Annotated in this window: 23 protein-coding genes and 1 pseudogene; 19 read left to right on the forward strand and 5 right to left on the reverse strand. The window is 60.7% G+C overall.

What is annotated here, in order from left to right:
• Window positions 1-120: 120 nt before the first annotated feature.
• The 4 genes from ACYP5B_RS06510 to ACYP5B_RS06525 all read right to left on the reverse strand — a co-directional run bounded on the left by ACYP5B_RS06510 (window position 121) and on the right by ACYP5B_RS06525 (window position 3,129).
• Complete coding sequence (locus tag ACYP5B_RS06510; RefSeq protein WP_459569009.1) at window positions 121-885, reverse strand: amino acid ABC transporter ATP-binding protein; 765 nt, start codon at window positions 883-885, stop codon at window positions 121-123.
• A gap of 12 nt (window positions 886-897) precedes the next feature.
• The gene (locus tag ACYP5B_RS06515; RefSeq protein ID WP_459569011.1) at window positions 898-1,548 is read right to left on the reverse strand and encodes an amino acid ABC transporter permease; all 651 of its coding nucleotides are present in this window, start codon (window positions 1,546-1,548) and stop codon (window positions 898-900) included.
• 18 nt (window positions 1,549-1,566) lie between these two features.
• Window positions 1,567-2,226 (reverse strand): amino acid ABC transporter permease, encoded by a 660-nt coding sequence (locus ACYP5B_RS06520; protein WP_459569012.1) that lies wholly within the window; start codon window positions 2,224-2,226, stop codon window positions 1,567-1,569.
• A 108-nt stretch (window positions 2,227-2,334) separates the two neighbouring features.
• Window positions 2,335-3,129, reverse strand: coding sequence for a transporter substrate-binding domain-containing protein (locus ACYP5B_RS06525; protein WP_459569013.1), 795 nt, complete (start codon window positions 3,127-3,129; stop codon window positions 2,335-2,337).
• A gap of 304 nt (window positions 3,130-3,433) precedes the next feature.
• Here ACYP5B_RS06525 and ACYP5B_RS06530 point away from each other — a divergent pair, with 304 nt between their 5' ends.
• The 5 genes and pseudogenes from ACYP5B_RS06530 to ACYP5B_RS06550 all read left to right on the forward strand — a co-directional run bounded on the left by ACYP5B_RS06530 (window position 3,434) and on the right by ACYP5B_RS06550 (window position 8,693).
• Window positions 3,434-4,312, forward strand: a complete 879-nt coding sequence (locus ACYP5B_RS06530) for a MurR/RpiR family transcriptional regulator (protein ID WP_459569014.1) — start codon at window positions 3,434-3,436, stop codon at window positions 4,310-4,312.
• A 70-nt stretch (window positions 4,313-4,382) separates the two neighbouring features.
• On the forward strand, window positions 4,383-5,618 hold the full coding sequence (locus tag ACYP5B_RS06535; protein WP_459569015.1) for a diaminopropionate ammonia-lyase: 1,236 nt from the start codon (window positions 4,383-4,385) through the stop codon (window positions 5,616-5,618).
• Complete coding sequence (locus ACYP5B_RS06540) at window positions 5,615-6,874, forward strand: Zn-dependent hydrolase (RefSeq protein ID WP_459569016.1); 1,260 nt, start codon at window positions 5,615-5,617, stop codon at window positions 6,872-6,874. The genes ACYP5B_RS06535 and ACYP5B_RS06540 overlap by 4 nt, the downstream gene beginning before the upstream one ends.
• A gap of 61 nt (window positions 6,875-6,935) precedes the next feature.
• A complete protein-coding gene (locus ACYP5B_RS06545; protein WP_459569017.1) occupies window positions 6,936-7,889 on the forward strand; it encodes an N-carbamoyl-D-amino-acid hydrolase in 954 nt (317 codons plus the stop codon).
• A 290-nt stretch (window positions 7,890-8,179) separates the two neighbouring features.
• A pseudogene (locus ACYP5B_RS06550) lies at window positions 8,180-8,693 on the forward strand (IS6 family transposase).
• Between the two features lie 342 nt (window positions 8,694-9,035).
• Here ACYP5B_RS06550 and ACYP5B_RS06555 read toward each other — a convergent pair.
• Entirely contained in the window at window positions 9,036-9,293 is a 258-nt protein-coding gene (locus ACYP5B_RS06555) for a hypothetical protein (RefSeq protein ID WP_459569018.1), read from the reverse strand.
• A gap of 1,368 nt (window positions 9,294-10,661) precedes the next feature.
• On the opposite strand from ACYP5B_RS06555, the gene ACYP5B_RS06560 reads away from it, so the two are divergent.
• From ACYP5B_RS06560 to ACYP5B_RS06625, 14 genes are all read left to right on the forward strand, one after another.
• Window positions 10,662-10,904, forward strand: a complete 243-nt coding sequence (locus ACYP5B_RS06560) for a flagellar biosynthetic protein FliQ (protein WP_459569054.1) — start codon at window positions 10,662-10,664, stop codon at window positions 10,902-10,904.
• A gap of 6 nt (window positions 10,905-10,910) precedes the next feature.
• Complete coding sequence (locus ACYP5B_RS06565) at window positions 10,911-11,762, forward strand: flagellar biosynthetic protein FliR (RefSeq protein ID WP_459569019.1); 852 nt, start codon at window positions 10,911-10,913, stop codon at window positions 11,760-11,762.
• The gene (locus tag ACYP5B_RS06570; protein ID WP_459569020.1) at window positions 11,752-12,846 is read left to right on the forward strand and encodes an EscU/YscU/HrcU family type III secretion system export apparatus switch protein; all 1,095 of its coding nucleotides are present in this window, start codon (window positions 11,752-11,754) and stop codon (window positions 12,844-12,846) included. Before ACYP5B_RS06565 ends, ACYP5B_RS06570 begins: the two co-directional genes overlap by 11 nt.
• Window positions 12,843-14,927, forward strand: a complete 2,085-nt coding sequence (locus ACYP5B_RS06575) for a flagellar biosynthesis protein FlhA (RefSeq protein WP_459569021.1) — start codon at window positions 12,843-12,845, stop codon at window positions 14,925-14,927. Before ACYP5B_RS06570 ends, ACYP5B_RS06575 begins: the two co-directional genes overlap by 4 nt.
• Window positions 14,928-14,973: 46 nt before the next feature.
• Entirely contained in the window at window positions 14,974-15,735 is a 762-nt protein-coding gene (locus ACYP5B_RS06580; protein WP_459569022.1) for a flagellar hook-basal body protein, read from the forward strand.
• Between the two features lie 45 nt (window positions 15,736-15,780).
• Window positions 15,781-16,572, forward strand: a complete 792-nt coding sequence (gene flgG / locus ACYP5B_RS06585; RefSeq protein WP_459569023.1) for a flagellar basal-body rod protein FlgG — start codon at window positions 15,781-15,783, stop codon at window positions 16,570-16,572.
• A gap of 570 nt (window positions 16,573-17,142) precedes the next feature.
• The gene (flgA, locus tag ACYP5B_RS06590; RefSeq protein ID WP_459569024.1) at window positions 17,143-17,655 is read left to right on the forward strand and encodes a flagellar basal body P-ring formation chaperone FlgA; all 513 of its coding nucleotides are present in this window, start codon (window positions 17,143-17,145) and stop codon (window positions 17,653-17,655) included.
• Entirely contained in the window at window positions 17,652-18,248 is a 597-nt protein-coding gene (locus tag ACYP5B_RS06595; RefSeq protein ID WP_459569026.1) for a flagellar basal body L-ring protein FlgH, read from the forward strand. The genes flgA and ACYP5B_RS06595 overlap by 4 nt, the downstream gene beginning before the upstream one ends.
• Window positions 18,248-19,387 carry a flagellar basal body P-ring protein FlgI gene (locus ACYP5B_RS06600; protein WP_459569028.1) on the forward strand — a complete coding sequence of 380 codons (1,140 nt, stop codon included), beginning with the start codon at window positions 18,248-18,250 and terminating at the stop codon, window positions 19,385-19,387. The genes ACYP5B_RS06595 and ACYP5B_RS06600 overlap by 1 nt, the downstream gene beginning before the upstream one ends.
• Before the next feature lie 26 nt (window positions 19,388-19,413).
• On the forward strand, window positions 19,414-19,797 hold the full coding sequence (locus ACYP5B_RS06605; RefSeq protein ID WP_459569029.1) for a flagellar basal body rod protein FlgB: 384 nt from the start codon (window positions 19,414-19,416) through the stop codon (window positions 19,795-19,797).
• Between the two features lie 11 nt (window positions 19,798-19,808).
• Window positions 19,809-20,273: a flagellar basal body rod protein FlgC gene (gene flgC, locus ACYP5B_RS06610; protein ID WP_459569030.1), complete on the forward strand. Its 465-nt coding sequence runs from the start codon at window positions 19,809-19,811 to the stop codon at window positions 20,271-20,273.
• On the forward strand, window positions 20,270-20,593 hold the full coding sequence (gene fliE / locus ACYP5B_RS06615; protein WP_459569031.1) for a flagellar hook-basal body complex protein FliE: 324 nt from the start codon (window positions 20,270-20,272) through the stop codon (window positions 20,591-20,593). The genes flgC and fliE overlap by 4 nt, the downstream gene beginning before the upstream one ends.
• A gap of 95 nt (window positions 20,594-20,688) precedes the next feature.
• Entirely contained in the window at window positions 20,689-22,176 is a 1,488-nt protein-coding gene (gene fliF / locus ACYP5B_RS06620; RefSeq protein ID WP_459569032.1) for a flagellar basal-body MS-ring/collar protein FliF, read from the forward strand.
• A 2-nt stretch (window positions 22,177-22,178) separates the two neighbouring features.
• A partial coding sequence (locus ACYP5B_RS06625; protein WP_459569033.1) for a hypothetical protein occupies window positions 22,179-22,808 on the forward strand: 630 nt, incomplete at its 3' end.

Raw genomic sequence — 22,808 nt, forward strand, 5'->3', positions numbered from 1 at the left:
TCGGGCTCGGACCCCTCTCTTCTTCCGCATGGTGAAAATCAGGCGCCAAACAACCGCCGACCTTCAGCGCCGCTGCTATTGATCAGCAATTCCCTAGGTCAGCACTGGATCGGCATGCGCTCAACCATTTAGCCCCGAAAGGAACTGCTTCAGTTCCGGCGTCTTCGGCTCCCCGAAAATTTCCTCCGGTGAGCCCATCTCATGCACTTTCCCGTGATGCATGAAGACCACTCGGTCGCTGACCTTGCGAGCGAAGTTCATCTCATGCGTGACCATTACCAAGGTCATGCCTTCCGATGCAAGGCCTTCTACCACGCTTAGCACTTCGCCGACCAGCTCCGGATCGAGTGCTGAGGTGACTTCATCGCACAGCAGCACGGCGGGGTCCATGGCCAACGCGCGGGCGATTGCCACGCGTTGTTGTTGCCCGCCGGATAGCTGGTCGGGTAAACTGTGGAACTTGTCGCCAAGGCCCACGCGCTCGAGCAGTGCTTGTGCACGCTTGCCGGCCTCGGACTTGGGTGTGTCCTTCACCAGCGTAGGCGCCAGCATCACGTTCTGCCCGGCGCTCAGGTGCGGGAACAGGTTGAAGTTCTGGAAGATCATGCCAACGTTCTGGCGCAGGTCGCACATGGCGCGGGCGTCGCCATGGCGCAGTGCCCGGCCATCCACGCTGAGCGCGCCTTCATCGAAGCTTTCCAGCCCGTTGATGCAGCGGAGCAAGGTGCTCTTGCCCGAGCCGCTGCGGCCGATGATGCAGACCACCTCGCGGCGCCCGATCTGCAGGTCGATGCCCTTGAGCACTTCGTTGGCGCCGAAGCGCTTGCGCAGGCCCTGGATATCGACGAGGGCAAAGGGCTTGGTGGTTTCGGTTTGCTTGAACATGGGATGACGGGCTCAATACTTGGGCTGCAGGCGGCGCTCAAGGCGGCGGCTCCACAGCGACAACGGCAAACACAGGGCGAAGTACAGCAGCGCGACGCATCCGTAAGCCAGGAAGGGCTGGAAGGTGGCGTTGGAAATCATCTGGCCAGCCTTGGTGACTTCCACGAAGCCGATCACCGAGGCCAGCGCGGTGCCCTTAATCACTTGCACCAGGAATCCCACCGTGGGCGCCACCGCGATGCGCGTGGCCTGCGGCAGGATCACGTGCTGAAGCTGCTCGCGCAGATTCATCGCCAGGCTGGCGGAGGCCTCCCACTGGCCCTTGGGAATGGCGTTGATGCAACCACGCCAGATCTCGGTGAGATAGGCGCTTGCATACAGCGTGAGGCACAGTGCTGCCGCGAACAGCGCCGAGGTCTCGACGCCCAGCAACGCCAGCCCGAAGTAGAACAGGAACAACTGCATCAGCAGCGGAATGCCCTGGAACAGTTGCACGTAAAGCGCCACGCCGCGCACGGCGCCCGGCAAGCGCGCAATGCGCGCAACCAGCAGCAGCATTCCGACGACGCTGCCGCCGGCGAAGGCGATCAGCGACAGCCCCACTGTCCAGCGCAGCGCCAGCAGCAGGTTGCGAAAAATGTCCCACAGGGAAAAGTCGACCATGGTGTATGCCTCCCGATCTCAGCGGCCAAAGATGAAGCGCGGACCGACCCAGTTCAGGATCTCGCGCAGCACCACGGCCAGGCCCAGGTAGACGCAGGTGGCGACAATATAGGCTTCAAAATTGCGGAACGTGCGGCTGGCGATCATATTGGCCGCGTAGGAAAGCTCTTCGGTGGAGATCTGGCTGCAGACCGCCGATCCCAGCATCACGATGATGACCTGGCTCACCAGCGCCGGCCACACGCGCGACAGCGAAGGCGGCAGCACCACGCGCGTAAAGATCTGCCAGCGGTTGAGCGCCAGGCTCTGCGCGGCTTCGATCTGCCCGCGGGGGGTGGACTCCAGCCCGGCCCGGATGATCTCGCACGCATAGGCGCCGAGGTTCAGCGTCATCGACAGCACGCATGCCACTTCCGCCGGCATCCGCACGCCGATCGAAGGCAGGCCGAAGAAGATAAAAAATAGCTGGATGATGTACGGCGTATTGCGGATTGCCTCCACATAGCCGCCCACCAGCGCGCGCAGCCATGCCGTTCTATGTATGCGCGCCCAGGCGCAGCCGATGCCGACCAGCGTGCCGAAGGCCGCGGAGAACGCCGTCAGGAGAATCGTCAGCAGCAGGCCACGCAGCAGCATGGGCCACTGCGAGAGAACCGGCGCAAAATCGAATGAGATCATACAGTGCAGCTAGAGAGTTTTTTGTCTTCGGCGGGACTGGCCTGCGAGGCAGGCCGGTGCGCCAGCAACATGGAGCCCGCGCACAGGTCCGGAAACGATGCGATCCAATCAGTCCGGCAAATCGCCCATGCCGCGGCCGAGCCAGCGCTGCGCGTAGCCATTGAGCGTGCCATCCGCCTTTGCCTTGCGCAGGATCTCGTTGACCTTCTCCAGCAGCGCGGTTTCGCCCTTGCGCACGCCGATGAAGTTGGGCGAATCCTTGAGGAGCAGTTTGTACTCGGCCTCCACCTTGGGGTTCTTCGCAATCGCCGCGGCAGCCACGGCCGCGCCGGTGGCCAGCAGTTGCGTTTGCTGCGAGACGAAGGCGGCCACGGTGGAGTTGTCGTCCTCAAAGCGCTGGATCTTCAGCGTGGGAGGCGCCACTTGCTGCAGCACATCGTCCTGGATGGTGCCGCGCGTGACCGCGATGGTCTTGCCGCCAAGATCGGCAAAGCTCTTGATGCTCATTGCCTTCGGACCAAATACCGCCTGGTAGAAGGGCGCATACGCAATCGTGAAATCGATCACCTTGGCGCGCTCGGCGTTCTTGCCCAGTGCCGAGACGATCAGGTCGATCTTCTTGGTCTGCAGGTAAGGGATGCGGTTCGGCGTGCTCACCGGGACGAGATCGGCCTTGACGCCGAGCTTGTCGGCGATCATCTGCGCCACGGCCACGTCCAGGCCCTGCGGCTTCAGGTCTGTGCCCATGAAGCCATACGGCGCGAAGTCGGTCGGGATGCCGATCGCAATCGACTTCTTGCCCATCACGGCGCTCAGGGAATCGTCGGCTTTGGCGGGTGCCATCGCGATGAGTGCGGCGCCTGCGATCAGGCTGGCGATGGCGGTGAACTGTCTGCGTTTCATAAAAACACCTTTATCAGTCGGTCGGGGAACACGGGGGACTGAAAGGCAAGTTGTGTGCCACTGTTTGCGATTCCGGCTGCGCGGGCGAATGCGATGGGATCCTTTCGACGGCATTGCCTTGAAATCAAACACTTAGCGAACGCCTCCCCGATAGCGCCGCTGACTTGGCATTGCCCTTGCATGAAAGGCCGCCAATACTGAAACATCGGTTTCATATGCACCAATACATGAAATCAAAGTTTCATCATTGTGCAGGCCCGGACTACTTTGGTGCGGGCAAACGGAACGGAGGCACGGACCTGACATGGCCATTCAACCCGCGCTGGAAGCGCAAATCCATCAGTGCTACGGCGAACTCTCTTCGGCGGACAAGAAGCTGGCCGACGTGCTGCTCATGCGGCAGAAAGACCTGCTCAGCTACTCGGCCACTGAACTGGCGGAGCTGGCGAGCGTCTCCAAGGCGAGCGCGGCGCGCTTCTTCCGCCGCCTCGGCTATGCGGACTTCAGCGCCTTCCGGCAATCGCTGCGGGACCAGGTGTCCGAGCAATCGCCGCTGTACCTGATGGAACACGACGGGCTGCCGCCCGAGTCGCGGGGCGCGCAATCGGTCGTGGCCGGGCTGAAGGCGCACGTGCAGCTCGACAGCCGCCGGCTCGCCAGCCTGCCGGAACAACTCAGCGAGCGCGCGCTGGAGACCACGCTTACCGAACTGGCCAACGCGCGCCGCGTGTGGGTGGTGGGTTATCGCAACAGCTTCATGCTGGCTTTCTATGCCAATGCGCTGCTCTCGCAGGTGCGTCCCGAGGTGTACCTGCTCAATGAGCAAGCGGGCAAGGATGCCGAACTGGTGGCCGAAATCGACGGCAAGGACGTACTGCTGGTGGTGGACTTCCGACGCCGTGCGAAGCGCCTGAACGGCATGCTGACACTGGCCCGGGAGGCCGGCGCCAAACTCATCCTGCTCAGCGATGCCCCAGTTTCCACGCTGGCCGCCAAGGCCGACGCAGTGCTGCGCTGCTCGCACCACGGCGGCCAGGTCTTCGATTCCTACGTGGCCGCCGTCAGCCTCGTGAACTACCTGGCCACCGCCATGGCAGGCCGCTACCGCAAACGCTCGCGCGCACGCATGGCCCGCGTGGAGCGCGCGCACGACGTGCTCGGGGACCTGGAGACCGGCCACTGAGATTGACCGGCACGTAGCGCCGCCATCAACATCACGCAACAACGCATTCTGACTGGACCAAGACACACGCATGACCACGCTCCCCAACTTCTCGCTCAATCTTCTCCCCAATCCGGCCCTGAGCCGCGCGGAACCCTATGGTGCACATCGAGCCGCCATCCTGAGCGAGCTGGCCCTGGCCGCCGCCCGCCGCGAGATCTCCGCCTGGGAGGGCTACCAGCCCACGCCGCTGAAAGCCCTGCCGAACCTGGCGGCCGCGCTGGGCGTCGGCCAGATCCACTACAAGGACGAAGGCTCGCGCTTCGGGCTGGGCAGCTTCAAGGCGCTCGGCGGCGCGTATGCCGTGGGGCGCCTGCTGTGCCGCAAAATCGGGCACCGGATCGGCCGCGAGCTAAGCATCGCTGACCTGGGTACGCCGGAGCTGCGCAGCATGTGCGCCGAACTCACCGTGACCTGCGCCACCGACGGCAATCACGGCCGCTCCGTGGCCTGGGGCGCCCAGCTGTTCGGCTGCCGCTGTGAGATCTATATCCACGCCACCGTCAGCGACGGGCGCAAGACCGCCATCGAACGCTTCGGCGCCCAGGTGGTACGCACCGCCGGCAACTACGACCAGGCCGTGCAGCAAGCCGATGCCGATGCCCGCACCAACGGCTGGTACGTGATTTCCGACACCTCCTACCCCGGCTACATGGATGTGCCGCGCGATGTGATGCAGGGCTACCAACTGATGGTGGACGAAGCCGTGAATGCCCTGCCGGCGTGGCCCACCCATGTGTTCATCCAGGCCGGCGTGGGCGGCTTTGCCGCCGCCGTCTGCGGTTACTTCTGGGAACGCGAGAACGGCAAGGACAAGCAACGCCCCGTTTTGACTGTGGTGGAACCCGACAGGGCGGATTGCCTGATGCAAAGCGCGCGCGCCGGCAAGGTCACCACCGTCACCGGCGAACTGGACACGCTGATGGCGGGCCTGGCCTGCGGCGAAGTCTCGCTGCTCGCCTGGGAAATCCTCGCCCATGGCGCCGACGCGTTCTGCACGGTCGATGACGTGTCGGCGGTGGCAGTCATGCGCTTGCTGGCCCAGCCACAAGGCGACGATCCCGTGATCGTGGCAGGCGAATCCGCCGTGGCCGGGCTGGTCGCTGCCATCGCCGCCATGCAAGACCCGCAGGCCCGTGCGGCACTCGGACTCAACCGCCAGAGCCGGCTGCTGTTTATCGGCAGCGAAGCTGACACCGATCCCGCGCTGTATGCCGAACTGGTTGGCCGCAGCGCGGACGCGGTGCGCTCCGGAGCCGCGGCATGAGGGAGCAGAACGCACCAAAGGTAGAGCCCGCGCCGCGCATTCGCGGCGAGCGCCTGCTGCAAAGCCTGGACGATCTCGCGCAACTCGGTGCCATCGAAGGGGGCGGCGTGTGCCGCCTGGCGCTGACCGATGCCGACGAACTCGGTCGCGACTGGACCGTGGCGCGCATGCAGGCGCTGGGCATGACCGTCACCATTGACGCCATTGGCAACGGCGTGGCCGTGTATCCTGGCAGCGAAGACCTGCCCCCTGTCATGATCGGCTCGCACATTGACACCGTGCGCACCGGCGGCCGCTACGACGGCAACTACGGCGTGCTGGCCGGCCTGGAAGTGGTCGCCACGCTGCGCGATGCCGGCCTGCGTCCTCGTCGTCCCATCGCCGTCGCCTTTTTCACCAATGAAGAGGGCGCGCGCTTTCATCCGGACATGATGGGCTCTCTGGTCTACGTGGGCGGCATGCAGCTGGAAGACGCGCTGGCCACTACCGGCATCGATGGCGTCACGGTGGGCGCCGAGCTGCGGCGCATCGGCTATGACGGCCAGACGCCCGTAGGCAAGCCGCGCGTCGACAGTTTCGTGGAGCTGCATATCGAGCAAGGCCCGGTGCTGGATCTGCGCGGCCTGCAGGTTGGCGTGGTGGAAGGGGTGCAGGGGATCTCCTGGACCGAGTTCACCGTCGACGGCGTATCCAACCACGCCGGCACCACGCCCATGGAGCTACGGCACGACGCCGGCTACGCCGCCGCGCGCATCACCAATTTCGTGCACGACCTGGCGCTGCGCTACGGCGGCCGGCAGATCGCCACCGTGGGCGCCATGCGCTTCGAGCCGAACCTGATCAACGTCATCCCCAATCGCGCCGTCTTCACCGTAGACCTGCGTAATACCGATGAACGGCTGCTCGCCCAGGCCGAAGCTGAAGTCCTCGCCTTTGCCGAGCAAACCTGCAAGACGGAAACCCTATCTCTTAGCCATCGCCGCCTGGCACGTTTCGAGCCGGTGGCATTCGATCCCATGGTGATCGACCTGGTCGAGCAAGAAACCTCAGCGCTTGGTTTCACCCATATGCGCATGCCCAGCGGCGCCGGTCACGACGCGCAAATGCTCGCCCGCGTCTGCCCCGCCGGCATGATCTTCGTGCCCAGCGTGAAAGGCCTGAGCCACAACGTGCGCGAGTTTACCGAGCCGGACGACCTCATCGACGGCGCGCAGATCCTGCTGCAGGTGGTGCTCAAACTCGCGAACCGGCCATGATCGACGCCAAGCCCCTGCCACTAGCCTGAATCACTACCCTGAAAGCATCCTGGAGTTACCCGTGTCCCGTATTGTGAATATCGCCATCGGCCAGCTCGGCCCCATCGCCCGCGCCGACAGCCGCCAGCAAGTGGTCAAGCGCCTGTGCGACCTGATGCGCGAAGCCCACGCCTGCGGCTCGCACCTGATCGTCTACCCCGAGCTGGCGCTCACCACCTTCTTCCCGCGCTGGTATATGGAGAGCGACGAGGAGGTCAACAGCTTCTTCGAGCGCGAGATGCCCAGCGCCGCCACGCAGCCGCTGTTCGATCTTTCGCGCGAGCTTGGCGTGGGCTTCTACCTCGGCTACGCCGAACTCGCCAGCGAACAAGGCAAGGCGGTGCGCTACAACACCTCCATCCTCGTCAACCGCCAAGGCGAGATTGTCGGCAAATACCGTAAGGTGCACCTGCCCGGCCATCGCGAGCACGAACCGTGGCGCCGCTTCCAGCATCTGGAAAAGCGCTACTTCACGCCCGGCAACCACTTCGGCGTGACCGAAGCCTTTGGCGGCAAGATCGGCATGGCCATCTGCAACGACCGCCGTTGGGCCGAAACCTATCGGGTGATGGGCCTGCAAGGCGTGGAGATGGTGCTGATCGGCTACAACACGCCCGTGCACAATGCGCCAGCGCCGCAGCACGACGACCTCTCGCTTTTCCACAATCAGCTCTCCATGCAGGCCGGCGCCTACCAGAATGGCACTTGGGTGGTCGGCGTGGCCAAGGCGGGGATGGAAGAGGGCGTGGACGGCATTGGCGGCAGCTGCATCATCGCGCCCTCCGGTGAAGTGCTGGCCATCTGCATCACCAAGGGCGACGAGGTCGCCATCGCCCGCTGCGACTTGGATTTCTGCGAGGTCTACAAGCGCACCACGTTCAACTTCGATGCACACCGGCAGCCGCAGGCGTACGGGATGATTGTGGAGCGGCGAGGGGAGATGCTAATGGCGGACGGGAGCGCGGTGGTGTCCTGACGCCCGCGTCACGCAAGCTAGTGCGCCAACTCCAACGGGGCAGGCTCATACTCCTGCCGCAAGAGACAAGTGGTGTCGTATGAGGACAGCTTCCAGACTCACCTCAGTGGATCGCGCGTGCCGGCCGAGCTGGTTCGCTCGATTGCCGTCTGGCACAAGTTCTGCATGGCCGAGGCAAGGCTGCGCAATCCGACCAGGATCCAGCAGCCTGCGCGGTCCGCCGGGTGGCTCTGGTGCAAATCGGAGGATCCGGTGAGTTACGCTCGGGTTTTGACGAGCGCGAGCACACAATGAATAAGCTTGGAGACATCGACTCGTTGTTTAGCGGCCGCCACTTCGACCGAGAGATCATCGTCCTGTGCGTGCGTTGGTACCTGCACTACAACCTCAGCCTTCGAGACCTCGTTGAAATGGTGGCCGAGCGCGGCCTGTCGGTTGCGCACACGACGATCATGCGCTGGGGCAAACGCGTCACGCCCGAGTTCGTCAAGCGCTGGAATCGGTTTGTGAGATCCGCTGGTCGCTCATGGCGAGTCGACGAAACGTATGTGAAGGTCCGTGGCAAATGGGTCAATCTTTACCGTGCGGTTGACCGAGCAGGAAATACACGAGCAGGATCTTCGCAATATCAAGTCCAGGGTCAATCCGATGCTCGGCTTCAAACGCTTCAGGAATGTCGCCACTGCGATCTCAACCATCGAGCTGATGCATCGCATTCGCAAAAGGTCAGTCCAACCTCACAAAGCTGCGCCTCAAAGATACACTGCGCCTGCTATTTGGAAGGCAGTCCTTTCGGCACGTTGATATGGCGGCGAGTACGCCGTTTCAGAAACTTATGGGGCCGAAGGAAAGGTACCTGTCGCTGGGGATACAGGCGAAGAAGAGTGAGTTGCTGACAGCTGGTGTCAGGCTACTTGTGGAGCTTGGCGACCTGGGAAGGCGACAACATAACGGCATCCCAAATGCGTTTTTACGCGCCCGCGAAGCTGGAATCCGCATTGCGGATTCTTCCACACCCGTTCACCATGATTGGGTGACAGCGGTGAGCCGGAAACGAGCGGGACGCCGCTGAGGTGACATCCCAATTGATGACTTGAAGGTGGGCGAGGGTGACATTGCTCGGCGCGGGGCGATGGTTGAGTTGCGCTACAGCCGTTCGCTCACTTCATGGGCAGCCAGCAACTGTGAAATCCCGGACAACCCCATTGCCTCGGCCATCTCGCGTGGGGTTTCGCGGTCGTCGATGCGCGTCCGGCTAGCCGCGTCCGCACCAGCCGCCAGCAGCATCTCTACCGCAGGCAAATAGCGCACGCTCACGGCCATGTGCAGCGCGCTATAGTCGTTGATGCCGCGCTGCGCAGGACCGGCACCGAAGGCCAGCAGCAGCCTGAGCAGCTCGAGCACATCCGTTCGTGCGGGTGCGCCTGGCCGGGCGAGACTACATGAAGGCGCCGCAATCAGCGGCGGAAAACCCGCATGATCCACCGGCCGACGGGGATCCGCCCCGATCTCGAGCAAGGTGCGGATAAGGGGCAGCGGGCTATGGTAGATCGCGTACTCTAGGCAAGGCCCAATCCCCGGCAGCATGGGTCCGTTGGGAATGCAGGCCGGGCATTCAACCGCCGCCCGCAGCGCTTCGATGTCGCCGGTGAGCAGCCAAGCGAAATCGCCGCGTTGATCCTCGCCCCGACGCTCTCTCCCGAAAGCTACAATGGGGCCAGATCGGGCGACACGAAATGAAGAAGCCAGACATCAAGCGATGCGACCAATAGCGGGTGCCGCGGCACCAGGTCCGGATCGTGTTGGCAATACCGACTTCGTCAGGCCAACGTCCTGCGCGAATGTCCTGAGTAGTCTTGTCCCTGGTCTCCGCGCTGTCCCTGCGCTAGCGCCCGACCGGTTCCGGAGTCCACCAAGAATTCGAATGGCGTCAATGGTCCGTTGGACCCTCGCCGTTCCTCAATACGGATTTGCAGGTTTTTTTAATGTATTACATCAATATCATTTAAACGCATTCTGATTGCATATGTAAGAGATCATTAGCCCCTCCAGAGTGGGGGGAATCTTGTGTCAACTTTCAAGGTATCGTTTCCGTTACAAATAGTTACCGGTCCTTACGAAGGCCGGCTCAAGCACGGTGGGATTGGGCAGGAGTCGCTCGGTTGTTTCCGGCTAACGAAAATATGCAATAAAGCGAGATCCAACACTCGGCAAGATTGGCCTGAGCGACGATCTACGCACTGAGCGTTATTTAAAAGGGAAGGTCGTGGAACAATGGGGTGTTTCTCCGGGTAGCAATGCCCGGCTAAAGCGCAGCAGCAAGGTGCCGCGCCTTGCGCACTGTACCGAGGGGTTGCACGCGATTGTTGCCGTTGCGATTCCGCTACCGTCGATTGCCGACGCGCGATTAGACACGCCTGTGTCGTACCTATCGCGCCGACGTCGAAACGGCCAGTCTTGCAAACTCAACTCCGACGAACCCTTCTTGCCGCGCGACGATTATCAATAGTCGACGCACCGCCATTGAAGGATCGGTGGGTCGCCGGGCGGTAATAGAGACGCGAGATATTCCTCCGCATGGTGAGATGGAGGCCGTTCCTCATCAGGAACGGCCTGTCGGTCTGTCACGTCAACTTGGAATAGGCATTTGCGAGTCGTGGAATGGGAGAGGCGTACTCCCTTGCCTAGACACGCTTGCATATGCATATCGCGTGCAATGTCACAGTTTAATTGGAAAGGGTTAGCACGATGCGCGCAGATATGGCATTGCAAATGCTGAGCGACCTCTTCTGGACAGGTCTGATCGTCTGCGCACCGGTATTAGGGCTGACCATGCTGGTAGGCCTTGCCATTAGCCTCTTGCAGGTGGTCACGCAGGTACAAGAGAACTCGCTTACGTTCGTCCCAAAGCTTCTGACTGCCGTGGTAAGTCTAGTTGTATTCGGGCCATGGATGTTACGCAAGTTTGTTCAATTCTCCGTACACCTCTGGTCCGGCATTCCATCAATGCTATAGAAATCCATGTCTGCGGCTGACTTACCTACCTTCGACATTGCCTGGCTAGAGACGGTGTTCCTTCTGTCCTTGCGATTAGGGTCAATGCTCCTCATGACACCAATCTTGCCGGCGGCAAGCGTGCCGGCCATTGTGCGGGTGTTGCTTGTCCTCGCGTTGGCGGCGACCTTGTCGCTCTGCCTGCCAGGGGCCAGCCTACCGTCAAGCATTGGCGAACACACCGCTGATCTGTTCCAAGCGGCTCTCATTGAATTATCTCTAGGAGTAACGCTGGGGCTTGGCATACTGCTCGCATTCGCCGCCTTTCCCATAGCAGGGAGGTTGCTGGACATTCAGATTGGATTCGGTATTGCCCAAGTCTTCGATCCCACCACCAATGCGCGCCTACCGCTCTTTGCGACAGCATATAACCAAGCAGCCGTACTCGTTTTTTTCTTAATCAATGGGCATCATGCCCTGTTGCGAGGTCTTGCCTACAGTCTTGAGCGGTTCCCGCTCGGCCGCCCGTGGCCGCTCGCTGCCGCACTGACGCCCATGCTCAAGCAAGCAGCAGGGCTTCTCGGCCTTGGTTTTGCCCTCGCCGCCCCAGTCGTTTTTTGCATTCTCTTGATCGAACTGGCACTTGGCGTTGTTGCGCGGAATCTGCCGCAGATGAATATGCTGACCATGGGGATCCCCGTGAAGATCGTGGGTGGCTTGCTCGCGGGGTCCCTGTGGTTCGCGGGAATGGGGAACGTGATGTCGCGCGTCTACGATGGCATCTACCAATCCTGGAACTCGATCTTTCTGCAAATGTCGATGGACGGAGCGGCAAGTAACAACTCCCGGCGCTTGCTGGCATGGGGGGATGATGGCTGACCAAGACGTCGACAAGAATCAGGCGGCCACGCCATACAAGCTGCAGAAGGCCAAAGAGCGCGGGCAGGTCGCGAAAAGCCGGGATGCCATCTCGGCGGTGACGTTCACGGCGGCAATGGTATTCCTGACCTCGCAGGGCTGGGAGACGTGGCGTAGCCTGTTTCAACTGGACCGTGCGTTACTGGCGCAAGCGGGCCGGATTGACGCCAGTCCTTCGGCAATGTGGCATCTCACGGAAGCAATGGTTCGGACCGCGCTAGGGCTGGGCGTCCCGTTTCTTGTCGCGTTGACCGTCTCCGCAATTGTGGGAAATCTGCTGCAGACCGGCCCGATATTGTCGTTTGAACCCCTCAAGCCAAGTTGGGACCGTGTCAATCCGGTGCAGGGCTTCAAAAAGCTACTCTCGTTGCGCACCTTGTTCGACGCCGCTCGCGCCATATTGAAGTTGATCCTACTTAGCTTGGTGGCGTATTACTCGCTAAAGAGCCTGACGCCTCAGTTCTACCACCTTGCGAATCTGCCTGCTTCTGGCTTCGTCCGTACGCTGCTTGATGATCTTGCCTCGCTGGGCCTGAAGATGGCCGCGATGCTGGCCTTCATTGCCATTCTGGATCTGCTATACACGCGCCGCGAGTATGCGAAGAAGATGCGTATGAGCCGGAAAGAACTCAAGGACGAGGTCAAGCATCGGGAAGGTGACCCGCGAATCCGGGGCCGCATGCGGGAGTTGCGAAGGGAAATGCTCAAACGGAGCCGTTCACTGAGCAAGACGCAGGATGCGGATGTCCTGATCACCAATCCAACCCATGTCGCGGTTGCTTTGCGCTACGTCCATGGTGAAATGGAATCACCACAATTGATCGCGAAGGGCGCGGGTACGCTCGCGGCGGCGATGCGCAAGATCGCTGCGCGCCACCAGATTCCAGTTGTGCAGAATCGTACGTTGGCGAGGGCCTTGTTTCATACGCTCGACGTCGATAGATCGGTTCCACCAGCTCTCTATGGCGAAGTCGCCCGCATTATTGTCTGGGTGTTTGCCATGCGGCAAGCGCGGCAAGGTGCCATGGGGAGGCATGCTCCATGAGCCCATTGAAGCGTTTTTTCAATGCCAACAGCGACATGGCGATGGTGGTGCTGATACTTGGCGTCCTTGTCGTGCTGTTCGCGCCGATTCCATCAGGCCTGCTCGACTTCCTGATCCTTGCCAATTTTAGCTTTGCGTTCCTGATCCTTTTGCTGACGTTCTACATGGCCAGGCCTGTGGAATTTTCAACATTTCCGTCTTTGCTCCTGATTGCGACATTGTTCCGCCTGTCTCTGAATGTGGCGGCGACGCGTCTTATATTGTCGGACGGCGATGCGGGGAAGGTGATCGCGGCGATTGGTTCGTATGTGGTCGGTGGAAACTATGTAATCGGCCTGATCGTCTTCCTGATCTTGATTGTCGTGCAGTACGTCGTCGTGACCAGCGGTGCACAGCGTGTCTCGGAGGTGGCAGCGCGTTTTACGCTGGACAGTATGCCGGGCCAGCAGATGAGCATCGATGCGGACCTGAACATGGGGTTCATCGACCAGGCCGAAGCCCAGCTCAGGCGAAAGAACCTGGAGAAGGAGGCGGCTTTCTATGGCGCGATGGACGGCGCCAGCAAGTTTGTCAAGGGCGATGCAATCGCAGGTATTGTCATCCTGCTGATCGACATCATTGGCGGGTTGGTGATCGGTGTCATGCAGCATGGTTTGCCTTGGGCCCAGGCACTGCAAACCTATACCCTACTTACGATCGGGGATGGAATCGTCACCCAGGTACCTGCGCTGGTCATTGCCGTCGGCACCGGGATTATCTCGACCCGGTCGGCATCCGACGCCAACCTCAGCCGAGAGGTTTTGCGCCAGGTTACTTCGTTTCCCAAGACATTGCTTCTTGTTGCGGCAGCCCTGGGTGGCCTGATGGTGCTGCCGGGAATTCCTGTGGTTCCCACCCTGATACTCCTAGCGTCCGTGCTAGCCGTAGCGCTGGCTGCCTATCGGTCGTCCGCCGACAGATCCGAGACAAGCGACGCCCTCGCGGATGGCGTGACAGGTGAATCTCCAACAGGCACGGAAGACGATCCATATGCTTTGCTTGCTGTCGATCCGATTGAGATCAATATCGGCAGAAATTGGGTGCCCATAATTAACCAGACGGGCAGCCTCTTTATGGAGCGAATTGCGACCTTCCGTAAGCAACATGCGCAGGAGCTCGGTATGGTCCTACCCAGGGTTCGATTCAAAGATTCGACGCGACTTGGACCGGATCGCTACGAGATCGTGCTTGATGGCGTTGTATGCGCAAAGGGAGAAGCAAGGCTCGATCGTATTCTTGCGATCCACCCGACCGGCGATACGCGCGGGATTCCGGGTGAGATAACGCGGGATCCGACCTATAGCCTGCCGGCCCTTTGGATTGAGGAGCATCAACGTCAAGCTGCCATGGCGGCGAAGTTCACGCTTGTTGATGCGCCAACGGTGTTTATGACACATCTGAGCGAGGTTCTGCGACGTGAATCTGCCGCGCTACTGACGCGCACCGAGACGGAGAAGCTGCTGACCAGGGTGCGTCAGTCCCAGCCAGGGCTGGTCGAAGAGTTGATCCCGACTGTCCTGTCTTTGAGCGACATTCAGAAGGTCCTCCAGAACCTGCTGCGTGAGAAGGTCTCGATCCGGAATATTGACGCAATTCTCGAAGCCCTCGCTGACGCCGGTCGCAGTAGCAAGGACGCCAATCTGTTGACGGAGATTGTTCGTCATCGTTTGGGTCATGCCATCTGCCAGGGCTTGCTGGGCGAGGCAAGTGCATTGCACGTACTCACCCTCGACCCCGCAATCGAAGGAGAGTTTCTGCAAAGCGTTCAGCTGGCAAGAGGCGTTGAAGCTGGTGCCGGTGCGGCATCATCCGCGCTCTTTGTTATCGAGCCAAAGCTTGCCGAACAGTTCATCGGCCGTCTGGTGCATCAGGCCGAGAAGATGATGAAGAGCAATTTGCTTCCTGTTCTACTCTGTTCGCCGGAGCTACGGCGCCATATTCGCGCAATGTCTGAACGCGTGATGCCACATTTACGGGTGCTCTCCATGGCGGAGATCCCACAGAACATAGAGCTCAAGTCGTGGGGCGTCGTCGCGCTTTGACGATGTGCCGACAGTCGAGAAAAAGATCAACGGAACGCGAGAAGCGATGCAAGAAATCTTCGCAGTAACGCTGGCCAGCATGCATCAAGACATGGCTCGCCTGGACAGAGTTGCCCTTAACCTGGCAAACGTGACCACGCCTGGCTACAAGCGGGAGGTCGTCTCGGCACAACCTTTCTCGCAGGTAGTCGATGCCATGGCGTTCGCGCCGGAGCAGGCCGTGGGGCCGGACGGGTTGCAAGTGCTCAGCGACATGCGCCCCGGCACCATGAAACTTACGGGGCAGGCGCTGGATGTGGCCTTGGCAAGCGAGGGTTTCTTCGAGGTCACAACACCGAATGGCCTCGCTTACACGCGGCAAGGGAACTTCAGGACAGACGCTCGGGGCCGTCTGGTCACTGTGCAGGGCTACCCCGTGATGGGAAAAAACGGAGATATCTATCTCGCCACGCAATCACCAGCGATTGATACCGCGGGAAACATCACAGAGCCTAATGCGACGACCGGCCCCTCGGCCCTGAACCCCGGCGCGGCGGTCGCGCAGATCAAGGTAGTTCGATTTGATTCTCCGAAGACACTGCCTCGATTGGGGGAGGGCTTGGTGGCGGCGGGCTCTGGTATGACTGTCGCGAACGATGCCGAAATGCAAATTCGCCAAGGCGTGCTCGAGAACGGCAATGTGAACTCGATGCAGGAGATGGTCCAACTAATGCAGACCATGCGGCATTTCGAGTCCATGCAAAAGGTTGCGCAGGGCTATGACGACATGCTTGGCACTGCCATCCGCAAGCTAGGCGATCTGTCCTGACGTGGATGATTCTCAACGATGAACTCGCTATAAGGATGAGGCATTGTGTTTGACGCACTCTATATCGGCGCCACGGGCATGCAGGCGCAGCAACTTAACGTTGACACGATTGCAAACAATCTTGCCAACGTCAACACTACCGGGTTCAAGAAAAGCCGGGTTAGCTTTACGGACCTGATGGTACGTGAAGCGGCGCGTGCTCAGCCGGCCGCAGAGTCAGAAGTTGGGCCGCTCTCCGCCGTACCGCGGCTGGCGGCCGGCGTCGGCATCTCGAACGTTGGGAAGCTCTTTGATACCGGCGACATGAAACAGACCGGTTCATCGTTCGATATTGCGATACAGGGCGAAGGCTTCATTGAGGTCGCCTTGCCCGATGGCGCACGCGCGTTTACCCGTGGCGGTACCTTCAAGGTGAATAGCGACGGCATGCTGGTCACGCAGGCCGGCAATGTCGTAAAGCCCGGCATCTCGGTACCAAGTAATGCCAAGGACGTTAGCATTGCCGCCGACGGGCGAATCAGGATCACGGTTCCCAACCAGTCGTCGCCAATTGACGCGGGCCAACTGGATCTGGTGCATTTCACCAGCCCTGGCATGTTGCTGGCCCAAGGCGACAATCTTTATCGCGCGACCGACAATTCCGGGGAGCCGATCATAGCCAAAGCCGGGCAGGATGGCATGGGGACCTTTGCACAGGGCTTTCTTGAGGGTTCCAATGTCAAGATGGTTGACGAAATGGTGAACCTGATGGTCGCCCAGCGCGCCTATGAAGCCAGTGTGAAGGTTGTCCAAGCTTCTGACGAGATTCTTGGCATGGTCAATAACCTGCGCAAATAGGCCATGAATCGAATGCCAAGCCAGCCGGCGATCCGATATCGATCCGTTCGCACAATGTTCGCAGGCCTCGCGGGCGCGGTCTGCCTCATGGGCGTGACGCAAAAAGCCGGCGCGAGCGACAGGCTGCCAGGCATGGGCAGCGTGCGCGCCCTGGATGCAGGGGCACCCGCGCCCGTTCGCATTGAACTGCCGCCCTTGGTCGAGGCAAGGAACGCGGAGGTAACGCTCGGGCAGGTTGCGTCCCTGGCAACCTCGGACCTGGGGACGTTGCAGCGGCTAATGGCTTTACCCCTTGGCCGTCCGGCTAGGACGGGGGAGCCGGTGCGTCTTGAGCGCGATGCCCTCGTACGTTGGATTCGTGCTCGCACTAGCATCGATCCGCAGCAGATTGCCTGGAGTGGCGCGGAGGTGACGTATGTCTACGTGCCAACGCGCGAGATAAACGGAGAGCAGCTGGTGGCGGCCGCAGGCGACAGCCTGAAGGCATGGTTGCTTGCGCGAAGTTCGCGAGCAAGTATCGAGCTTAGCCACATGCCTCGGGACGTAAGTGTGCCCGCAGGAACCGTGAGAATGAAAGCGCGCCAGCTACCCGAAGCCGCATTGCTTGCCAAGCACATGTCGGTGTGGGTCGATGTGTGGGTGGACGAGCGCTTTGTGAAAGCCGTTCCTGTTGGCTTCGATGTAAGCGCTTACGGCCTGGGTTACGTGGCCGAGTATGCGGCGATGCCTGGCAGTGCACTCGATCAGGTCGCTCTACAGGCCAGGGAAGTTGAACTGACGGCGCTGACGACAAAGTCTTCCATGCTCGATATGTCACGCGCTTCGGGTACCGCCTTGCGGCTGCGTCGACCTGTTGGCGCGGGAGAAGTGGTCACGCGCGACCATGTCGAACCTCTTCCAGCGGTTTCCCGCGGAGAGTGGGCAACTCTCCACGCCGTCACAGGACTTGTCGATCTTGAAAGCCGCGTCGAGGTGCTGGAGGATGGGCGTACCGGGCAAATGGTGCGTGTCAAGTTGCCCAACGCAACGGCCTCCATGCTCGCGAGGGTGACCGGGGCGCGGATGGTGGAGGTGCGCCAATGATGCTGCGGCAGACTCGCTTTGCCGGTGCGGTATTGCTCGCGCTCTGCACCATGGGAAACATCACTCAAGCGAGTGCGGAGAGTTTGTATGGTGAACAAACCTACAGACCTCTCATCGCGGACAACAAGGCATTCCGCGTCGGCGATGTCATCACGGTCCAGGTTTATGAGAACTCAAGCGCAACTACCAGTACCGATACCACCTCTCAGCGCAAGAATAATCTCAATGTGGGTGTCAACACGTTGCCGACGGGAAGGCAGTTCGGCGGCAGCGTCGCCGTTTCCGGCGACTTTGACGGTGGCGGCACGACCCAGCGTGCCAACAAGCTGCTAGCCACATTAACCGTGTCCGTGCGGGAGGTCTTGCCGAGCGGCGATCTTAAGGTCGGCGGCGAGCAGTTGCTTACCGTCAACGATGAACAGCATAAGGTGACCGTGGAGGGACGCGTTCGTCCTCAAGACATTTCGGATGGGAACGTGGTGCTGTCCACACGTCTGGCGGAGGCGCATATCAACTATGTCGGCGATGGTGAGTTGTCGGATCGTCAGCGGCGCGCGTGGTGGCGAAAGTTGCTCGATCTGTTGGGGCTTTAATGTTTAGCACGCACTCAATACTCTCTTGCACTTTGCGGATTGTCCTGGCTGGAGCTGTCCTCGGAGCCGCAGGGGTAAGTCACTCGGAAAGTACGCGAATCAAGGACCTCGGGAAGCTACAGGGATGGCGGGACAACGCCCTGGTGGGCTATGGGATCGTTACCGGCTTGGCGGGAACAGGCGACTCGCCGACGAACCGTACCACGCGGCAAGCGCTATCGAACGTGTTTTCTCAGTTCAACCTGACGGTGCCCCCCGAACAAGTGCAAAGCAGGAATGTCGCGGTAGTGATGGTGTCGGCAGCGCTGCCTACTTTTGCACGCGAAGGCGATACGCTGGATGTCACGGTGTCATCGGCGGGAGATGCCCGTAGCCTTGTGGGGGGAAGCTTGCTGCTCACGCCGCTGAAGGGGCCAAATGGGCGCGTATATGCGTTGGCGCAAGGTCCGCTATCCGTTGGTGGATACCGCTACGACGCAAACGGCAATGTTCTTCAGAAGAACCATCCAACGGTAGGATCGCTGCCTAACGGGGCAACGGTGGAGGTGGGGGTCAGCGCACAGATGCTGAGCGCAAGCCAAGCTGTGACCTTTGTGCTCTCCGACCCCGACTACACAACGGCTAGCCGCATTGCCACGGCGATAAACAGCCAGTTGGGGGCGGGGATGGCCCAGGCAAAGGATGCATCCGGCATTGAAATCCGGGTGCCCGACAGTCAGCGTGACCAACTGGTCAATTTTGTGGCTCGGATAGAGAACGTGGCCATCGAGCCAGATCGAAGAGCCAAGGTGGTGATCAATGAGCGCACCGGTACCGTGGTATCGGGCGGGGACGTACAGATCTCGAAGGTGGCGGTTTCGCATGGCGATCTCAAGATATCCATCGCGACGCAGAATACGGCATCGCAACCAAGCAACATCGTGTGGCCAGGCCCGAATATCCGCACAGCCATCGTCAGCAATACGAGACTCGAAGTGAGCGAGCAGAACGGTCCTGGCTTTGTTCCAGCGGGAAGCAATACGGTGGCCGATCTTGTGCAGTCGCTTGCCAAGCTCAATACCAACACACGCGACATCATCTCGATTCTGCGTGCCATCAAGGCGGCGGGCGCGTTGCACGCCGAACTTGTCATTCAATGACCAACGAACGAACCTGGGATAGGGGCATGACCGAAGGTATCGAAGCCATCACGACGACAGCGCTGGGCTTGGCGCTCGATGCGGCGAGTCTGCGCCAGCAAGCAACCGCCGCAAATATTGCAAATGCAGGTACGGCCGGATATGTGCCGCTGAGAGTGAGTTTCGAGGCGCAGATGATGGACGCCCAGCGGACACTAGAGAGCCGCGGCCGGCTGGACACGGGTTCGCTTGGGGCGATGCAGGCGCGGCTCGAACCGGCATTAGACATGGCAGGATTGCCGACCAAGGTGATGCTGGACGTTGAGGTGGCCAATCTCGCGCAGAACGCGGTGCAATATCAAGCGCTGGCGAAAGGCTTGTCCAAGCACTACGCCATCCTGTCGGCAGCAGTAAGCGACGGCAAGAAGTAAGGGGAAAGAATATGGACTACGCTAGGGCTTTCGCGATCAGTGCCGCGGGCATGGCAGTTGAGCGCACCCGTGTGGACGTGGCCGCGCTCAACCTGGCCAATGCAAACACCATCGTCGGTGGCAACGCGACGACCTTCCAGCCATTGCGGGTGGTGACCCAGGCGACCGCGCCCATGGGCAGCGGCCTCCCTTCGTTCGCCGACAGGATTGAGGAGGGACTGGATGCACTTGATTCGCCGGGCTTCACGCTGCCGCAGGCCAGGACTGAGGCCAGCGGTGCCCAGCCCAGAATGGTCTACGAACCTGGCCATCCGTTCGCCGATGACAAGGGGTTCGTCGCTTACCAAGGCGTTGACGCTGCCAGCGAAATGGTGACGCTAATGGGCGCGTTGCGTGCGTACGAGGCCAATGTCGCGGCGATGAATACGGCGCGTACGCTGTCGCTCAAGGCATTGGACATTGGAGGAACGTCATGAGCGGTTGGGAAGCAATTCAGGCCATTGCCCAGGCCGGCCAAGCGGATCCCGCCGCCAGCATGCTTTCAAGTGTCGGATCGGGGGTGCCGCCAAGCGCCGCCGCTGGTTTCGGGAACATGGTCAATCAAGGACTGGGCGAGGTCAATCAACAGCTGATGGCCTCGCAGACCGATCTGCAGCAATTGGCGACGGGAAACATACAGAACCTGCATCAAGTCATGATCCGGCTGGAGGAGAGCCGCCTTTCCTTCCAGTTGCTTCTCCAAGTGCGCAATCGCTTGCTCGAGGCTTATCAAGACGTGATGAAGATGCAGGTATAAGCGAAAAGCTTGAATGGAATGACTATGCAACGACCGATGTTCAGGATCTTCGTATCCGTTGACGCTTTCTCCTTGTGCCGTTCCGGAGGCCACCAGTGATCCGCAGTCTTTGGCAGGACCTTAGCCAGTCGGCGCGGATTGGATTGGTGGCTGGGATCGTGTGTATCGCATTGCTGACGGGCGTATTCGGCTATTGGGCATTACGCACGGAATACCAGGTTCTATTCGCCGATCTCACGCCCCAGGACACGGCGGCCATGGTCGCCGAGCTGGATAGATTGAAGATTCCATATCAGTTGGGGGAACAGGGCAGTTCGATTCTCGTCGACCGGGACATGGTTTACAAGACTCGAATCAAGTTGATGGGGAAGGACCTGCCGCTCCACGGAGCTGTCGGGCTGGAACTCTTCAATAACAGTGACTTCGGCATGACGGAATTCGCGCAGAAGATCAACTATCAGCGAGCCCTTCAAGGTGAAATCACACGCACGATACTGTCTCTTTCTGAGATTCGAGATGTGCGCGTGCATCTGGCGTTGCCCGAGCAGGGGCTGTTCAAGCAAGCCAGCAGCAAGGCCAAAGCCGCGATTACCTTGACACTCAAGCAAGGCCAGGCTTTGCGCCCCGAGCAGGTAACTGGGATCCAGCGCCTGGTATCAGCGTCGGTGCCGGGGATCGCCACGCAGGACGTAACGATTGTCGATCAACATGGGGTTGCCCTTACCCGCGTGTCAGGCGGTGATGGAGAGGCCGAGACTGGCTCTGGGCGGCTTGACCTCAAGAAGGAGACTGAGAACTACCTGGCCCGTAAGGCGGTGGAAGTACTCGAACGGACTTTCGGGCAAGGGCAGGCATTGGCTAGTGTCGACGTCACCCTCGATATGGACCGCATCCAGACCACGACCGAGGACGTATTGCCGGTCCCCGGCAAAGTTGGTCAGGGTCCCACGGGTGTCGTGCAGCGTGAGCGGGAGAGTGTGCGAGAGACCGGGGCGCCATTGGACTCGCGCGTCGCCGATGCCAACGCGAGCCTTCGCGGAGGAAGCACGCAGCGAGAGACCGACTACGCCCTTGGGCGGCGGGTGGAGCAGGTCGTCAGCCAGCCGGGCTCGGTTCGTCGCATCCAGGTCGTCGCAATCGTTCGCAAGCCGTTGGACAGCGCTCAGCAGGACCAACTTCGCCGTCTGATCGCTGCGGCAGTCGGCGCCTCGCTCGAGCGAGGCGATACCGTTGTGGTGCAAACGATGGACGCTTTGCTGCCAGCGAATTCTCCGGGCCAAGTGCCGGTTGACGAGATCGGAGTGACGGGAAGGGCGGATGATCGACTTGGCCGGGAGCTAACCGCCGAAGCAGGTGCTCCGCCGCATCCATTCATGATTGGTATGGGACTGCTGCTGCTTGCTATTTGTGCGGGAGTTGGCGTGCAGATTTTCCGACGGGCTCGTCCGAAGGGAAGGGCGAATGGCAATCCGGCACAAGCTCAGCCTCCGCTCTCGGAAGCACAACGGCGCGCCGCGCTTGCGCAGGTAGAAGCCTGGATGAGGGGAGATTCAAGGGGCAATGGCAGAGGAGAAGCACTGTGAGCATGGATGCGCAACTGGCCGGAGCTGGCGCACCCTCCTCGGCGAGGAGTGCCGCGCTGCTATTGCATGCACTGCCGGAGCCGGACAGGCACTGGTTGCTGCAAAGACTAGAGCCAGGCGAGTCGGATGCGTTGCGCCCGTTGCTCGCTGAATTGGAGGAAATGGGAATTCCCCGTGATCAGGTTTTGCTACGCGAGGTCATCGGCAGTCAGTCGTATCTGGCTCAGCCCTTGACGAAAACGCCGGCGAAAGCTGCGCCAGAAACATTCTCGAAGCAGGGTGAGAATGACGCCGAGTCTGCGATCGTGGCACGTCTCAAGCAAGCGGATCCGGCAATGCTTGTTGCGATGCTTCGTCACGAGCCTGCCGGGCTCATTGCATGGCTCCTACTGCTGGAAGATTGGCCCTGGCGCGGAGCGCTGGTGGCCCAGCTGGACGCATCTAGGCGAGGCCAGGTGGAGGATGCCGTCGGGCGCTTGCGCAATTGCGATACCCACACCAAGAGCGCGCTTGCACTACGTTCAAGCATCTTGGTGATGCTGTCGCGTCGTCTGGACAGACTTGCTTTAAGCGAGGAGTGGCGAGTCAGGCAGGACAAAGTGCAGTCGCTTGCCGCGACAGCGGCAAGCGGG

It is taken from the genome of Cupriavidus sp. 8B, from assembly GCF_054589115.1.

Coding starts and splice junctions, on each gene's coding strand:
- ACYP5B_RS06525 (WP_459569013.1), bottom strand. CDS start 3,129: ATGAAACGCAGACAGTTCACCGCCATCGCCAGCCTGATCGCAGGCGCC.
- ACYP5B_RS06605 (WP_459569029.1), top strand. CDS start 19,414: ATGACCGAAGGTATCGAAGCCATCACGACGACAGCGCTGGGCTTGGCG.
- ACYP5B_RS06520 (WP_459569012.1), bottom strand. CDS start 2,226: ATGATCTCATTCGATTTTGCGCCGGTTCTCTCGCAGTGGCCCATGCTG.
- ACYP5B_RS06515 (WP_459569011.1), bottom strand. CDS start 1,548: ATGGTCGACTTTTCCCTGTGGGACATTTTTCGCAACCTGCTGCTGGCG.
- ACYP5B_RS06565 (WP_459569019.1), top strand. CDS start 10,911: ATGTCTGCGGCTGACTTACCTACCTTCGACATTGCCTGGCTAGAGACG.
- ACYP5B_RS06540 (WP_459569016.1), top strand. CDS start 5,615: ATGAGGGAGCAGAACGCACCAAAGGTAGAGCCCGCGCCGCGCATTCGC.
- flgA (WP_459569024.1), top strand. CDS start 17,143: ATGAAAGCGCGCCAGCTACCCGAAGCCGCATTGCTTGCCAAGCACATG.
- ACYP5B_RS06570 (WP_459569020.1), top strand. CDS start 11,752: ATGATGGCTGACCAAGACGTCGACAAGAATCAGGCGGCCACGCCATAC.
- ACYP5B_RS06510 (WP_459569009.1), bottom strand. CDS start 885: ATGTTCAAGCAAACCGAAACCACCAAGCCCTTTGCCCTCGTCGATATC.
- ACYP5B_RS06560 (WP_459569054.1), top strand. CDS start 10,662: ATGCTGAGCGACCTCTTCTGGACAGGTCTGATCGTCTGCGCACCGGTA.
- ACYP5B_RS06580 (WP_459569022.1), top strand. CDS start 14,974: ATGCAAGAAATCTTCGCAGTAACGCTGGCCAGCATGCATCAAGACATG.
- flgC (WP_459569030.1), top strand. CDS start 19,809: ATGGACTACGCTAGGGCTTTCGCGATCAGTGCCGCGGGCATGGCAGTT.
- fliE (WP_459569031.1), top strand. CDS start 20,270: ATGAGCGGTTGGGAAGCAATTCAGGCCATTGCCCAGGCCGGCCAAGCG.
- ACYP5B_RS06530 (WP_459569014.1), top strand. CDS start 3,434: ATGGCCATTCAACCCGCGCTGGAAGCGCAAATCCATCAGTGCTACGGC.
- ACYP5B_RS06600 (WP_459569028.1), top strand. CDS start 18,248: ATGTTTAGCACGCACTCAATACTCTCTTGCACTTTGCGGATTGTCCTG.
- ACYP5B_RS06575 (WP_459569021.1), top strand. CDS start 12,843: ATGAGCCCATTGAAGCGTTTTTTCAATGCCAACAGCGACATGGCGATG.
- ACYP5B_RS06535 (WP_459569015.1), top strand. CDS start 4,383: ATGACCACGCTCCCCAACTTCTCGCTCAATCTTCTCCCCAATCCGGCC.
- ACYP5B_RS06595 (WP_459569026.1), top strand. CDS start 17,652: ATGATGCTGCGGCAGACTCGCTTTGCCGGTGCGGTATTGCTCGCGCTC.